The organism is Mesotoga prima MesG1.Ag.4.2 (assembly GCF_000147715.2).
GTDB lineage: Bacteria > Thermotogota > Thermotogae > Petrotogales > Kosmotogaceae > Mesotoga > Mesotoga prima.
Map to the genome: position 1 here is coordinate 1,645,700 of NC_017934.1, position 15,235 is coordinate 1,660,934.

Here is a 15,235-nt window from a genome sequence, read left to right on the forward strand (position 1 = left end):
GAGTATCCAGGGAAACTAAGTCCCCTCCTTTGTTTTTCTTCAGGCTCAGTTAAGGGAAACTGAAAGAGCTTACAAGAGTCTAAATACTGGAAAATAACAATTAAGTGTTCAGTCATTTTGAGGAAATTGACTATCGTGGTCAATCAAATTATACTGAGTGAAGGAACACAAAAGCGAGTTGCCAAGATAACTGAGTTTTCTCAACTAACTGATTGATTTTTCATATGGGGGAGTCACAATGAAATTCTTCATTACCGGAGAAAGGAATGTCGGAAAGAGTTATCTTGTGGAAAGAATAAAACCGGTCGTTAAGTATAGAGGCTTCGAAACACGTTTTGATAATGATCTGGAAAATTTATACATGAATTTCTACGAAGGGGACTCACTTCTTATAGGAACAAGGGAAAGAGGACGACTAAGAATTGTAGAAGAAGGGTTTTTATTTGCCACAAAGCTTCTGGGCTCGCTTGACATACCCAACGACAATCTCTTGATAATGGACGAAATTGGCTTTCTTGAAGAAGATTCTCCGGAGTTTCAGCAAGCGGTTGTCTCTTCTTTAAGACGTGCAAAGCATTGTCTATGCGTTCTAAGAAAGGGTAACTTCTCATTTATTGACCACTTGAAGCGATCGATGGGAATCGGTAGCATTGAGCTTACTGAGGCGAACCGTGAGGACGTCTTCGGTAGGGTTGTAAGAGAGATAGAAAAAGAGAGGGCAAATCTACCCTCTCCTGGAGGCGACGAAGGGATTTGAACCCTTGAGTAGAGATTTTGCAGACCTCCGCCTTTGACCCCTTGGCTACGTCGCCCAACGAGAATTATTCTAGCATGTAAATGAGATCATTTCAACAAAAGGGCCGCTATTGGCGGCCCTCGGGGTGGAAAATTCTTCAGGAGGGAGGTTGGCTCCCTTAGTTCCTTGGGTCTGGAACCAACTCGCAACAGGACGCGGGGACATCCTTTGCATCTCAATGATATATCGTTGCTTACCCGATACCAAATGCGAATTTATCCGACCTGAAACGAGCAAAGTGATTTAGCACTCTTTATCTACACTATGAACACCAATTTGAAAGTATGCTCTATTCTCTTGCACCCGTAATATCTGGAAATTACCATGAAAGACAGAGTTCTTTCGAATATTCTCTGCTGAATAAACAGGCATGAATCATTTGTCAAAAACGAGTTCCCTGAACCAAATATAACTGGTAAGCCCGAAAGTGGGAATTCTGAAAACTGGATATGTGGGAATCGGACCGTCTCCCGCCTGAAGGACATAATCGTCAAGATACTCGATCCTACCGTCCTTAGAGATCAGGAACATGCCGTTCGACAACGGTGTGCTGTAAAGCTCCACTGCCGATTTGTCGGCAATCAGGTGTAACCAGGAGTATTCTTCAAGAGAGTCTGCAGAAGTGATTTCGTCGCCGGAGTAAAGCCATAAGAGCTCAATTTCTGGTTTTGCGGAATACTCGTTCCATGTGACAAGCTCGTTTAAAAGGCTTCTCAGCCTCTTCTCTTCTCTGCCAGTATCTTCGCAATCACCTGTAGCGCATGGAAATCCGCCGTTGAAAACTTCAAGCGGTGTCTTTGAAGTCACGACTACGATGATGGGATTTCCGAGATAATCGCTCATAGAGAAGGTCTCTCCAAATACGTCTCTGGCTTCGAACAGAGGTGCGATCGAACCCTTTTTCAACAGAGGCCTGTTCTGGGCATCTTCATCGACCTGCTCGAATGTGACTTTTCTGCCATCCCTGCTGATCTCGCTTACTCTGTAGTTCTTGTCGTTGATTCTTATGACGCTGGTCGCTTCGAAAAGCTCGTGATTCTTATGAACCATGTCTATAGTTCCATCTCTGTCCAGATCTATTCCGATGAAGACTTCGTCTATCTTATCGGCCAGGCCATCGGGCGCGGTAGGAAACAGGGCGATTTCGATAAGCTCTCCGTCGACTTCCAGCAAACCTTCTCTTCTACTCATGAGCAAGTAGTCGACTTCGACGCCTTCCTTTTTTGGAAGGATCGCGTGAATTTCAAGATCCTGGGTCATGTAAGATGAATTCCCGTTGGAAAGATATTCGACCCTTAACTGTTGACTGAATTTATAGGCACGGCTTTCATTGATAACGGTCCCTCTATATTGTCCCTTTATCGGAATGTTGTTTAGGAAACAGCCGTCGTAATCGCTGTCGATCCAGAGGATCGGAGGCTCGACGTTCATGATCGCTATGTTGACAGTTGAATCCCCGATTGTGATTTGTCCGTAGAAAATACGCTCATCTGCGATTGCGCTGACTCCTTCCGGTGGATAAATACTCATTTCGACATCGCTTCCGCTCGCGATGTATGTCCAGCCCATCCGTTCCGTAAGATAACCGGACAGAGTACCGGAAAAAAGCATCGCCGACGAAATCAACGAAACGACAAGCAATATCGCTACCTTTTTAGCCATACGAATCACCTCCTCAATTCATATGTCAAAGATCAGAGCAAAAACAACTTTCACTCACAGCTTCGGCTTCAAAATCATCTTCGATTTGAAAGAAATAGAACATTATTGTGCATTTGTTGCAGCTGGCTACACCAAATCCTTCGCAGTCAACATCCACGTACTCCCAGCTCCACGGACTTGCGTCAATCGAGTATCTGCATTCTCCGCAAGCGCTTGCAAATACACTCAAAGGGTTGTTGTTTGCGTCGTAATGACGTGCTTCTGTAGAAATACAGCAATATACTGCGTAGGGTACAAATCTCGTATTAATTATCAACTCTTTGCTGTAAGAAAATTCTGAATACAAGAAACAATTGCATTCATACAAATAGCAACCTGGGTCCTCCACTCTTGTGATCACGCCACCAGTCAGTCCAAATGTCAAAATCGACAGGAATACGAAAGAAAAAATCAAAAAACACCTTTTAAAAATCAGAGTTCTCTCCTTTCTAGTTAGTTAAGGTACTGAAATAATATCACCATATATGTCATATAGAAAAATAGGAATAAACAAAATCAGATATGCTTAGCGCTAAATATTCGTGAACAGCTGTCCTGTGTTACCTAAATCGCAGATTTTCACAGTAATATTGTAATATGACCGTGATTATTAAGAGAAGTACACGATAAAATGTAGTGTACGCGACGCGTGTACGTATTGAATCATAAAAAGACATATGAGGCTATATGTAGTTCTCTCCAGAACTTGGTGGTACCTCCCGGTGATGATAAGTTCTTCCATGTTCAGGTTTGCTCTAGATCATTTACGACGGATCACTTCATTTGCCGGTAGTCATCACACGGTATTCTATATGAACAGCAATATCATCATGGCATATCAGGCTATTGACAGATAGATTCGAGTAATGTAGAATCTTTTATGTTTGGGGACGTGGTGAAGTTTGGTTATCATGCCGGTCTGTCACACCGGTGGCCGCGAGTTCAAGTCTCGTCGTCCCCGCCAGAGAGAGTCCTTAGGGGCTCTCCTTTTTTTGCATATTGGAAGCTTCAGACAATTCTCACACTCAAGATGACAAGCAAGTTCTTCCGGTCAATATCTACTTAACTTCTTTCAGGTTGAGGACGGTTACAATATCTTCAGAGTGAATGTATTCGATACAGTGTCCTTGTGACTTAAAGATTAATTCCCGTCGGGTCGTTTTGACCATTGTCGTTGCTGTCAAGAATCGAAGCCTTTCAGACTTTTGACTTCTTTGAGCTGGACTTAGGGTGATGAGTGTTTTGTAATAGACTGGTTTCTACCGAGTTCTGGAGGTGTTCATAGTTGCCTGCCTGTGTTAGGGTTCTAGGTATCGATCCAGGTTTTGGAGCGGTTGGATATGGTGTAGTCGAGATGAGATCGTCGCGGATCGATCTCGTTTCATACGGAGCGATCAGAACTGAGCCGCAAGAACCTATACCTGACAGACTTCTAAAGATTCATGATCGGCTTGAAGAACTTCTACTCGAGTTTCGCCCCGATGAATCTGCCGTCGAAGAACTTTTCTTCTTCAGAAATGTCACGACGGCGATTCAGGTGAGCGAGGCGAGGGGGGTTATACTTCTTGCAATGAGGAGACACGAAGTACCGATATTTGAATATACACCCCATCAAGTAAAACTTGCCGTTACTGGCTACGGAAGAGCCGAAAAGGGGCAGGTTCAGAGGACTTTGAAAACTTTCTTCCGAATGGAAGTTAACCCCAGACCCGATGATGCGGCCGATGCGCTAGCAGTAGCCTGGTGTCACTTGACTTCAAGGAAATTCCCCGGAGGTGTTCGAAAGGCATGAAACTATTCTTGAGAAATGTGGGACTCCCTTTATCGAGGCTTCTTTCGAAGGCTTTGAGCATCGACTCATCTTTCGAGTGTGAAGGAATAGAGATTTCCGATATATCTGTGGACTGTAAATCTAAAGAGATCGAGTTAGCTTTCCAATGTGAGGTTAGCAACGAGATAAAGGAGTTTCTTGAATCTGTCTTTTGTGAGAAGGCTTCTCGACTTCTAGAGTCTTCCGTGACTCTTTCGTTTAAGACTTTAACCAGCGAGGGTGAAATACCTGACGAAGACGCAATGGAAGTTACCGAGTCTCAGTTTAGAGAGATACTCCAGCTTACGAATGGTGCATCTTCTTATCTTAGATCCTCGGAAATGGAGTTCAAAGACAACAAAATAACTATCTCAGTTCACGACCAGTTCTCATTTCAACGAATCAGTTCTAAGAAGCATGACTTACGAAAGGCAATAGATAAGGTCTGCAAGAGAAGTATTCCTTTTGAGATAACACTGGACATTTCAGAGGATCAGGACTCACCAGTTGAGGAAGTCTCTTTCGATAGAGAAGATAATGGAGAAACGGAGCATTTGGAAGAAAGATCGGATTCAGTCTTGATGGGTAGATCGATCAGGGCAGTCTCTGTGAAGATGAGTGAAGTTCTTGGCAATGAAACCAATCTTGTTGTCAGCGGGAGGATCTTTGGACTCGAGTACAGGAATGGAAAGCTTTCGATTCTAACGTTCAACGTGACTGACTATACGGATTCCCTCACAGTCAAACTTATCGGTGAGAATGCGCGCTCTCTTTCCGAAAAGTTACGCGAAGGCGATGAAGTAACGATCAGGGGGAAGATGGAAACTGATAGCTGGATGAAAGAAGAGATTCTGATCCCGAGGGATATCGTTAGAACTAAACTGCCGAAACGCATGGACAATGCGATGGAAAAGCGCGTCGAGCTGCACCTTCACACCAAAATGAGTTCTCTGGATTCTGTAGTAGATGTAAACGATTTGGTAAACACTCTTAAAGATTGGGGCCACGATGCCGCTGCAGTGACTGATCACGGCGTTGTTCAGTCTATACCGGAGTTCTACTTTGCGGCAAAAAAGAAAGGAATAAAACCTATCTTTGGTATGGAAGGTTACATGATAAAGGACTCGGAACAGATATCAATGAATCTGGAAAAAGAGGACTCGCCTCTGGAAAGTGCGACCTTCATTGTTTTTGATCTTGAAACTACAGGTCTTAATCCTAAGGAAGACGAGATAATTGAAATCGGTGCAATAAAGATGAAAGGCAACGAAATTCTCGAGACATTTTCTTCTTTTGTGAAACCTCAGAAAGAACTCTCGTCTCTAATAACAAGCCTGACTGGGATAACTGAAGATATGCTTTCAGGCGCAGGAACAATCAAGCAAGTTCTTCCTGAATTCACGAAATTTGCTGAAGGAGGCATTCTAGTTGCACATAATGCCTCTTTTGATTATGGTTTTATCCGCAACTCAGTAAAGAAATACTTCGGAGGCGACTGGGAAATGCCGTGCATCGACACCCTTGCCCTTGCAAAGAGCCTTTACAGAGCCAAGAGTTACTCTCTGGACAACGTAGTGAAGCGACTTAAACTGGGACATTTCGATCACCATAGAGCTTATGAGGATGCGAAGGTTACTGCAGAGGTCCTTAAGAAATTCCTTCAGCAAGCAAAGAAGAGAGGAGTCGAGAAGGTTAACGAGTTGGAAAAGCTGAGAAAGAACCAGAATCTCGACTCGCTGAAGCCTGTTCACATAAGTATTCTTTCAAAGAACAGGAAAGGTCTTGAAAATCTCTACAAGTTGGTCACTGCATCACACACCAAGTACTTCTACATGAAGCCAAGGATACCAAAGAGCTTGCTTACTGATTTCCGAGAAGGTCTTCTCATAGGTAGTGCGTGTATTTCAGGAGAGCTTTCCAAGGCATATATAGGTGGTGCGAGTGTAGATGAGCTCGAGGAAATCGCAAAGTTCTATGATTACATTGAAGTCATGCCGCTCGATAATATTGACACATCAGAGGGCGAGACTAGTATGTCTAAAGAGACGCTGATAAAGATGTATCGAGAGTTTTATAAAGTTGGGAAAAAACTAAATATCCCAGTTGTGATGACCGGTGACGTACATTTTGTCAATCCACATGACGATATTTATAGAGCAGCAATAAACGCGGCCCAGGACTATGACAACTTTCAGAATCAACCTTCTCTTTATCTCCACACTACCGAAGAGATGATTGGCAAAGCTCTGGAAATCTTTGAAGACGAGGGGATCGCTAAAGAAATCGTTGTCGATAATTCGAGATTAATCGCTTCGCAAATCGAAAACGTTGTCCCGATTGAGGGTAAGCTGCACCCACCCGTAATCGAAGGCGCCGATGAAGAAGTAAGGAAGATGGCCATTGAAAATGCAGAAAGGCTTTATGGAAAGCCTTTACCTGATATTGTAGAAAAGAGGCTGAATCGGGAGCTTGAGGCGATAATTGGTCACGGCTATGCCGTTCTGTATCTCATCGCGCAGAAAATGGTCAAGAAATCTAATGAGGATGGCTATGTGGTTGGTTCTAGAGGGTCGGTGGGGAGTTCGCTCGTGGCCAATGTTATCGGTATTACTGAGGTTAACCCTCTTCCACCACATTATCTATGCCCCGAGTGTGGTAAATCAGTATTCCCGGAAACCGATCTGGAATCCGGTTATGATCTACCCGCTATGAAGTGTCCTGGATGTGGAAATGAAATGTTGAAGAACGGTCAGAGCATACCATTCGAGACCTTTCTCGGATTCGAAGGAGACAAGGTTCCCGATATCGATCTTAACTTTTCCGGGGAGTATCAAGAGAAGGCCCATTCATTCATTGAAGAATTGTTTGGCAGAGACCATGTTTTCAGAGCCGGTACAATATCCACAGTTGCTGAGAGAACGGCTTTCGGTTTTGTCAGGGCTTATTCGGAGAAGAGCGGCAAAACTCTACGGAGAGCAGAGCAGGAGAGAATTGCCCGTGGAATAGTTGGAGTAAAGAGGACGACCGGACAGCATCCCGGTGGATTGATGATCGTTCCTAAAGACATGGATGTTCATAACTTTACCCCTGTACAACATCCCGCAAACGATACAAAAAGCTCGATACTAACCACACATTTCGCATATGAAGTCATCCACGACGATTTGGTCAAAATAGATGCACTGGGACACGACGATCCCACCTTCATAAAAATGCTGAAGGACATCACGGGAGTGGATCCCGAGAAAATTCCGATGGACGATGAGGAAACCCTTGGGATTTTTTCCTCACTGAAGCCTCTTGGCTTGCGATTTCACGAGCTTGGAACGGATGTGGGGACACTTGGGATCCCTGAATTCGGTACTACCTTTGTTCGAAGCATGCTTTCAGATACGAGACCCTCTACTTTTGGCGAGCTTGTAAGGATATCGGGCCTGTCTCATGGGACTGATGTTTGGCTTAACAACGCGAAGGATATCATCACTTCGGGACATGCTTCATTGTCGCAGGTTATTGCCTGTAGGGATGACATCATGAATTATCTAATTGGCAAGGGAATGGAGCCAAAAGAGGCCTTCAAGATTATGGAAAAGGTCAGAAAGGGTAAGGGTCTCAGCAAGGAAGATGAAATAGAGGTAAGATCTTGCGGTGCTCCTGAATGGTTCATGAATTCGTGTAAGAAGATCAAGTACCTCTTTCCCCGGGCGCATGCCGCCGCTTACGTGAGCATGGGTTACAGAGTCGCTTACTTCAAGGTGCACTTTCCTCTTGCCTTCTACAGCACCTACTTTTCGATCAAGGGCGGGGAATTTGATATAGACATCTGTACTTCCGACATAAATTCAATCAAGAAAGAGATAGTTCGATTAAGGTCCGATCAAGATAGAAATGTCAAGGACAGAGCGAAGGAGACACTTCTTGAAGTTGTTATGGAAATGAAACTGAGAGGATTTTCTTTTCTCAATGTGGATCTTATGGAGTCCCACCCTACGAGGTTCTTGATTGAGGGGAATTCACTAAGAATTCCCCTTAATAGGCTTCAAAACATGGGCGACAAAGCGGCAAGATCAGTTGAAGTTGAGAGAGAGAAAAGGCCGTTTTCATCGGTTGAGGATTTGATCCGCAGAACTGCTCTTAACAAGACAAGTGTTGAGATGTTAAGAAAATACGGAGCTTTGAAGAATCTGGCCGAGAAAGAACAGATCAGACTGTTCTGAGGACGAAAATGGATTTCAAAATAAGCGCTTCAGATTATGCAAAGCTGATCGATCTTTTTGGAAGAGTATCCGGTACTCTGGAACCCTCCTACAGATACTTTCAGATCTACTACAAGAGAGGACTGAAGTTTTTTGCTTCTGATGGTTGCATGAAGCTTGAGTTTTCCTCCGGCGTTGCTACCTCACCTTTCAATGGAGTTTATACGGTACCGATCGATTACGCTCGAGCTTTGAAGAGTTCTGACCCAACCTCATTAATTTGCTTTTCTGCGGGTGAAGAAGACCTAGAGCTGAGGACGGCCTCAGAGACGCTTACTTTACAAAAGGCCCGCAGCAGCACTCTTCCGGCTATGGAAAGAAAGTTTGAGTTCTTCTCGCGTTTTCCCCTGAAGGAATTCAGTAGTTCTTTGAACTTTGTTTCATCTGCTTCTGTTGAGGGAGAAACTGTCGAGATCTTCTCAAAGAAGAACGAGACTGTTCTTGCCTCATCGGCGAACAGAATGGTATTGGTTTCAGTTCTTGAATACGAGCCAAAAACCGAGTTCCGTTACTCTCTTCAATATGTAACCGTTAGGCATCTGGTGAAGGCCTTAGAGTTGCTCACATCGGAAGAACTCTATGCTGGAACAGGGATTTCCGAGCTGGGGCTGAAGATTGGTCCTCTATTGTTTTCAATATGTACTGATGAAGCGGATTTCTCCGAACCACCATCCTTCTTTTTCGGAGACACCGATGATGGAAATGACGTACAGAGAAAGGCCTTTCTTTCCGCTCTCAGAAAGATAACACGGTTATCAAAGCATGGATTTTCGGTTCTGATGATTTCTGACAAGAGCAAGTTGAAGTTCTTTCTGAAGGCCGGTGCTCTCCGTTATGAATGCGAGGTGTGTGATTTTGTTGGTGATGAATTCGTTGCGCAGGTAGATCCGAGAAAGCTGCAGTCTGTTATTTCAAGGATAAAAGATTCTAAGATTCGTCTGGTAACACGAAAGGGGAATCTGCTTATGGTGGGAAGAAAGAGCAAGATGTACCTTATGGTGCCCCTTATTAAGTGATATGTTATATCTGCATCTGTTAGTATTGATATGACTGGATTCACTAATGTTCAGCGAAATTCAAGAAGGTACTTCAAAAGTCGGAGTTGAAAAATATGGGGATTCTTGAAACGAAAGGCCTTGGAAAAAACTTTGGTGAAAACAACGTCTTTAGGAACGCTGACATAGAACTTGAGAGTGGGCTGCTTACAGTTCTTGGAGGGATTAACGGTTCCGGCAAATCTATTCTTGTAAAGACAATCAGCGGTGACATCCTGCCCGATTCTGGAAAGGTAATATTTGAAGGCTCTCCAGTGGATTTGACATCGATCGCCGAGGCAAGACGTCTAGGCATAAGTGCCATCTATCAGGAATACATGTTAGTTCCGGATCTCACGGTCGCTGAAAACATCTTACTTGGGAGTGACAAATTCACGATTAGCAGAAGGAAGATGAACGATCAAGTCTCGCGTTTTCTTGAGCAGCTTGGCCTGGAGTTCGATCCTTCCTCGAAAGTCTCTTCTTTTTCATCTGATGATCAGGTTCTTCTCGAGTTTGCAGTTGCAGCGTTTTCCAGGCCGAAGGTTCTCATTTTGGATGACCTCTTTTCTTTTGTACGTGGTGCAACCCGGGTGAAACTCCTTGAAATGATAGACTCATTTAAAAAAGGAGGAGTGGCCGTTCTAGTCACAACGTCCGATCCAGAAGTAATGGTACTGGGCGATCGTCTATTCTTTATGGATTATTCTGGCATCAAACCTCTTCCACTGCAAACTAAGGAAAGTGATATATGGAAGATGCTGGGTGTCTCACCTGAGTACTCAGTAGCACCAGTTGGAGGTGAACCGTTAATCGACATAGAAAACCTGGCAGATACCGGACTCGATCTGAGGTTGAAAAGGGGAGAGGTTCTCTGTATTTCCTGTGACAATGGAGTTTCGGTTAGAGAATTCACAAGAGCGCTTACAAGGCAGGACCCTTTCTCCGAGAACTCTGTGGCAATGCTTCGAGAGGCGAAGAACTTCTTTGAAAGATTCTCCTCCAGAGGTCATTCTAGCGAGGCCGAAAAATACTTCTCCTCTAATGTGAAGAACACCGGTCTTGTTTCGCAAATCATGTTGAAAAAGTCCCGTAAATTCACCTCAAATAGATCACTGAAAAAGAGTTTCATTTTAAACAAAGAAAGCTTGGTTTCCGTGAAGAGTTTTCTTGCTGGGCTGGGAAGAGCTCCCGGTTTCTCCGGTCTAATGCGCGATGACGATACAAAACTTTCGCATTTGAGATTCGATGCTTGCGATCTCTTTATCTTTATTAGACCTTTAATAGGACTGGACCCAGTTTCGACGAGAGCCCTCGCAGAGGTTCTGCAGGAGATTGCTGACCGTTCCAAAGCCGCCGTGGTAATTTCCGACGAAATCATGAGCCGCAAGCTTTGCACAAGGATAATGAACAAATGCAATTGAACCCTGATTTCTCTTACGAGAAGAAGAAGATTGAGTTTTCCAGCGGGTACATTTTCAAAGGGAAGCACTATAGATGTTCGATTATCAAGTATCCATCTTTCTACAGGAACAAGATCAGGGGAACAGAAAACGTTGAAATCTACAATTTCTCACCAAGAGAAAGAGCTGTAGGCTCGATAATCATTCTTCATGGACTGGGAACGGTAAATATCCCATTTTTGTTCTGGATGGGAAGCCATCTTGCAAGTGCCGGTTTGCAGGCTTCTGTGATGATCCTTCCGGGAAATTACACACGAACGGCAACCGGTTCAACTAGTGGAAAAGATTTCTTTTCTCCTGATCTCAGAAGGTTGATTGTTTTCTGGGAGCAGGCAGTTGTGGATACAATGACAACCATCGATCTCCTTCAACAAGAGAAACTCTGGTGGGATAACAACTGCCTTTTTGGTTACTGCCTAGGCGGAATGATCTCTACGATCGTGAACGCTATCGATCAAAGAATAAACGACATGATATTGATGACCGTTGGAGGTAACATTGCGAAAATAATATGGCAGTCACCGGTATTGAAATCAATTCGTGATTCACTTAGGAGCGGCTCGGGAAAGGAGGGCTATCTAAACGACGAAGTGAAGTTAAATGCTAGATTCGAAGAGGATGCTCGTGCAGTGAAACTTATAAAAAGTGCACATGAACTGATCGAGTCCGATCTTCATCCTTTGTTTAAGATAGATCCTCTCGCCTATGCCCGTTTCAATGACAGAAAGAAAGTAACGATGATCGAGGCTCTCTTCGACAAAACTCTTCCCATAGAAACTAGAAAACAGCTTTGGGAAGCCTTCGGAAGACCAAAGAGGTATATTGTGCCTGTAGGACATGTATCCTGGTTTCCCTTTGAGTATGCTCTTGGTAAGTTCATACTGAAAAAACTGGGAATAAAGGAGGCCAGAAGAAACTTGAGGCTCTTGGAAAGTACTAAGCCAACTATGGAGTAGTCGCCAGGCAAATGGAAAACAATTTCTCTTCTTACTCAACTTTTCCTGGCCAAAGCCGATACTTTTAATTAACTACTCTTGCCAAGCAGCGAGCGATTAAACTGTATTTTCCTTGAACTCTTCAACTAATTCAAGAGTACTCAAACCTTCTAACTGGCAGTAGCAGATGACCTATCTGATGCTTCTTTTTCACTCCAGTCGGATTACCTACACACTCACTTTTTCGCCTTGAAGAGGACAATAAATCAGTCTTGTTTCTCAGTATGACAGATTCCTTTCGAACAGCTAATCGAAATCTGTTTCTATAGGCCCAAGAAACTTACAAAAGAATCTACAAGATTGGGATCGAACTGCTTTCCTGCGCACGTTCTTAGTTCTTCAATGGCCTCTTCAGAGGAAACGGGATGCTTATATGGTCTTCCGCTCATCATAACATCGTAAGCATCAATGATGGAGATTATTCTGGCGAGTAGTGGAATTGATTCACCCTTAAGACCCCTGGGATAACCTGAACCGTCCCACCACTCATGATGACTAAGAATCTCATCCGCTATCCCGATAAGTTCAGGTGAGGAAAGAGCTATCCTAAATCCAGCCTCCGGATGAGATTTAATCTTCTTCCATTCCTCGGCCGTTAAACTTCCGGCTTTGGTAAGGATCTCTTCGGGAACTGCAATCTTCCCAATATCATGGAGGGCGCCGAGGAGCAAGAGGTTGTCAAGTTCAGCTTCATTCAAACCGATAGACTTTCCGAAGTCTCTGCTGATTGTCTTAATTCTCTCAGTGCGTTCTTCCGTTTCATAGCTCTTGTTGAGAAGACTCCTCTCAAGGACCTCAACTGTCTTGTTCCTCATCGATATGTTGTTCAGGAGTTTATCCCTGTACATTTTTTCTTCTGCCGACACAAGGGTTTCGCTGAAGTCCTGGTCGATGTCGGACTTGGTTCCTATGCCAAAGGAGACACTGATTGGAAGACTGAAACCAGTTACCTGATCCAGAGCCTTTTTAATCCTGTTAACCAGAGACTCTGCTGACTGAGCATCGGTTTGAGGAAGGAGCATTATGAATTCATCTCCTCCCCACCGAGCGATGATGTCGTCGGATCTTACTGAAGATTTAAGGCAGTCGGCAACCGCTTTCAAAAGTCGGTCGCCCTCGAGATGCCCGAAGGCATCGTTGACGATTTTCAGCCCATTTACATCACCCATCACAATACTTATCGGCATCTGACGCTTCACGTTTAGCCTGTCTATCTCTTCCTCGAAGAATGATCTGTTGTACAGCGCGGTAAGCTGGTCGTGAAATGTCACATAATGGATTTCCCTGTCGGATCTGATTCTCCAAATCGCTTCAACCGCATGTGCCATCAAGGTCTCAACCATCTTGATTTCTTCCTGTTTCATTGGAGAATCATGGTAAGACACTAGGGCACCAATGCTTTTCATCGGAACAATTGAAACCGAGTCTTTACAGTTGGGAACAACTTTTCTAATAGATGAGCTTTCAATAAAGGCGGATTTGCCAGTTTCAACGCAGTCTCTTAGTACCCCGCTCCTGAAAAGGTATCCCTGAACGGACGCCACCTCTCCCTGGCTTTCGAGTGTCACTAACTCCTGATCATATAGGAGATATAGGCTGAACTTCTCCATGCCCAATATATTTACCGATGCATCGATTATTGAGTGATATATAGTGTCCTCTTCATTTGACTTCTCCATTTTGAGGGCAACAAAATGGAGTTTCGACACTTTGTCCTTTGTTCTTTCAAGTTCTTCCTTTGCCAGTTTCTCATCCGTAATGTCTCTAACTGCTCCACAGATCCCTTTAATTTTCGATCCTCCGCCACAGTACTTCGGCTTTGAAAACTCGCTAACCCATCTCAGAGCTCCGTCTCTTCTAATAATTCGGTACTCTATTCTTTCTTCTTTGCCCGACCTCACTTTTTCCAAATGCTGTTTGTAACAATCCAGGTCTTCGGGATGAATTATAGTCTCCCAGTTGAATTCTCTAGGTTCCGGGGAATCAAGGCTGTATCCGCTAATCCTTTCATATGATTCACTTCTCCAGATCTCAGGATCCTTTCCATCGCTCGGGAACTCAGTCTCGTAGTAGTAATCGGAAATCGTCTCCGACATCGATCTGTATCTTTCCATTGAAAGTGATAGCTGGGTTTTTACAGATCTTTCCTCTTCAAGCTTCGCACTCAGAGAAGCGGTCTTCTCCTTTACCTGTCTTCTCAGAGTTCTGTTCCAGAAGTACATTAAAATCAGCACCAGGAAAACAACGCTTGCCACGGGAATTGCAAAGAAGAGCCAATAGAGCATATCACCGCTACTGTCTTCAGCATTAATATTGCCGAACCACTTGTTGAAGATTTGCCTGTACTCGCCCGTCGAAGAGATTATTGAGAGTCCTTCATTCAACAAAGAGAGCAGCTCGGAGTCACCCCGTTTCACGGCAAAACAGTATTCAAGACGTGTGACTGGATGTTCAGAATCCATCAGGTTCTTCAGCGAGAGATCTTCGATGAGAAATAATCCCTGAAGAGTATTCATAAGTACAGCATCGACCTCCCCGTTCTCAAGCATTCGCAATGCAATTTCGGGAGATTCGACCCTCACAACTTCGCTACCCACTCCCTCACTGGTTACAAGCTCATCCATCAGATCTCCCTTTTGCACTGCCACCCTGGACTCTCTTAGATCACTTAAAGAGGAAAATCCCTCGGTTCGTTTGTTATAAAAGATTGAACCATGAAGGATTGTGTGCGGATTGGAGAAATCAACGAGAAGATTTCTGCCTTCTGAGTAGTACATTCCCAGCAAACCGTCAATTTGACCGGATTCAAGTGCAGATCTAGCGCTTGCCCATGTTCTGAGTTCTATTTCAATTTCGAAATCGAGGGCCTTTGATATTGCCCGAAGAATATCAACGTTGAAGCCAACGGGTATTCCTCTTTCGTTCTCATATTCGAAAGGCGGGTAATCGACATCGCCACTGAATATGTACTTCATCTGTCCAAACAAAGTCAGAGATAATAGCATGAAGAAAACAATTGAAAATGCTTTTCTCATAACACACTCCCAGAAGAAGGCTATCTTCCTCAGAATTTACTATAACATTATGCGGCCTAAATCTATGTGGAGAGAAGAGAGTATTTGTCGACAATCGTTCGATCACATTGAGATGCCTGTTTTGGCGCCTCCAATGTGTAATAAT

General features: G+C 44.0%; 9 protein-coding genes and 2 tRNA genes. 7 read left to right on the top strand and 4 right to left on the bottom strand.

Annotated features, from left to right (window positions below; translation table 11 throughout):
• Positions 1–238 precede the first annotated feature (238 nt).
• Positions 239–757, top strand: coding sequence for a nucleoside-triphosphatase (locus THEBA_RS14045; protein ID WP_014731135.1), 519 nt, complete (start codon positions 239–241; stop codon positions 755–757).
• On the opposite strand, the gene THEBA_RS07835 is transcribed toward THEBA_RS14045, so the two are convergent.
• The 3 genes from THEBA_RS07835 to THEBA_RS07845 form a co-directional block, all read right to left on the bottom strand.
• Positions 736–812 (bottom strand) — tRNA-Cys (locus tag THEBA_RS07835). The two genes, THEBA_RS14045 and THEBA_RS07835, sit on opposite strands and share 22 nt — an antisense overlap.
• 359 nt (positions 813–1,171) lie before the next feature.
• Positions 1,172–2,458, bottom strand: coding sequence for a peroxiredoxin (locus THEBA_RS07840; protein WP_014731136.1), 1,287 nt, complete (start codon positions 2,456–2,458; stop codon positions 1,172–1,174).
• A 25-nt stretch (positions 2,459–2,483) separates the two neighbouring features.
• Positions 2,484–2,912: a hypothetical protein gene (locus tag THEBA_RS07845; protein ID WP_014731137.1), complete on the bottom strand. Its 429-nt coding sequence runs from the start codon at positions 2,910–2,912 to the stop codon at positions 2,484–2,486.
• 471 nt (positions 2,913–3,383) lie between these two features.
• Here THEBA_RS07845 and THEBA_RS07850 point away from each other — a divergent pair.
• From THEBA_RS07850 to THEBA_RS07875, 6 genes are all read left to right on the top strand, one after another.
• A tRNA-Asp gene (locus THEBA_RS07850) sits at positions 3,384–3,461 on the top strand.
• 321 nt (positions 3,462–3,782) lie between these two features.
• Complete coding sequence (gene ruvC / locus THEBA_RS07855) at positions 3,783–4,289, top strand: crossover junction endodeoxyribonuclease RuvC (RefSeq protein ID WP_006487163.1); 507 nt, start codon at positions 3,783–3,785, stop codon at positions 4,287–4,289.
• Positions 4,286–8,524 carry a PolC-type DNA polymerase III gene (locus THEBA_RS07860; RefSeq protein ID WP_014731138.1) on the top strand — a complete coding sequence of 1,413 codons (4,239 nt, stop codon included), beginning with the start codon at positions 4,286–4,288 and terminating at the stop codon, positions 8,522–8,524. The genes ruvC and THEBA_RS07860 overlap by 4 nt, the downstream gene beginning before the upstream one ends.
• 8 nt (positions 8,525–8,532) lie before the next feature.
• Positions 8,533–9,579 carry a hypothetical protein gene (locus tag THEBA_RS07865; protein WP_014731139.1) on the top strand — a complete coding sequence of 349 codons (1,047 nt, stop codon included), beginning with the start codon at positions 8,533–8,535 and terminating at the stop codon, positions 9,577–9,579.
• A 95-nt stretch (positions 9,580–9,674) separates the two neighbouring features.
• On the top strand, positions 9,675–11,021 hold the full coding sequence (locus tag THEBA_RS07870) for an ATP-binding cassette domain-containing protein (RefSeq protein ID WP_014731140.1): 1,347 nt from the start codon (positions 9,675–9,677) through the stop codon (positions 11,019–11,021).
• Complete coding sequence (locus THEBA_RS07875) at positions 11,012–12,016, top strand: alpha/beta hydrolase family protein (RefSeq protein ID WP_014731141.1); 1,005 nt, start codon at positions 11,012–11,014, stop codon at positions 12,014–12,016. The genes THEBA_RS07870 and THEBA_RS07875 overlap by 10 nt, the downstream gene beginning before the upstream one ends.
• Positions 12,017–12,318: 302 nt before the next feature.
• On the opposite strand, the gene THEBA_RS07880 is transcribed toward THEBA_RS07875, so the two are convergent.
• Positions 12,319–15,090 carry an HD domain-containing phosphohydrolase gene (locus THEBA_RS07880; RefSeq protein WP_014731142.1) on the bottom strand — a complete coding sequence of 924 codons (2,772 nt, stop codon included), beginning with the start codon at positions 15,088–15,090 and terminating at the stop codon, positions 12,319–12,321.
• Between the last annotated feature and the right edge of the window lie 145 nt (positions 15,091–15,235).

What these genes read in the sequence shown, in the direction of transcription:
- THEBA_RS14045 (WP_014731135.1), top strand. Translation starts at nt 239, where the DNA reads ATGAAATTCTTCATTACCGGAGAAAGGAATGTCGGAAAGAGTTATCTT.
- THEBA_RS07840 (WP_014731136.1), bottom strand. Translation starts at nt 2,458, where the DNA reads ATGGCTAAAAAGGTAGCGATATTGCTTGTCGTTTCGTTGATTTCGTCG.
- THEBA_RS07860 (WP_014731138.1), top strand. Translation starts at nt 4,286, where the DNA reads ATGAAACTATTCTTGAGAAATGTGGGACTCCCTTTATCGAGGCTTCTT.
- THEBA_RS07865 (WP_014731139.1), top strand. Translation starts at nt 8,533, where the DNA reads ATGGATTTCAAAATAAGCGCTTCAGATTATGCAAAGCTGATCGATCTT.
- THEBA_RS07870 (WP_014731140.1), top strand. Translation starts at nt 9,675, where the DNA reads ATGGGGATTCTTGAAACGAAAGGCCTTGGAAAAAACTTTGGTGAAAAC.
- THEBA_RS07875 (WP_014731141.1), top strand. Translation starts at nt 11,012, where the DNA reads ATGCAATTGAACCCTGATTTCTCTTACGAGAAGAAGAAGATTGAGTTT.
- THEBA_RS07880 (WP_014731142.1), bottom strand. Translation starts at nt 15,090, where the DNA reads ATGAGAAAAGCATTTTCAATTGTTTTCTTCATGCTATTATCTCTGACT.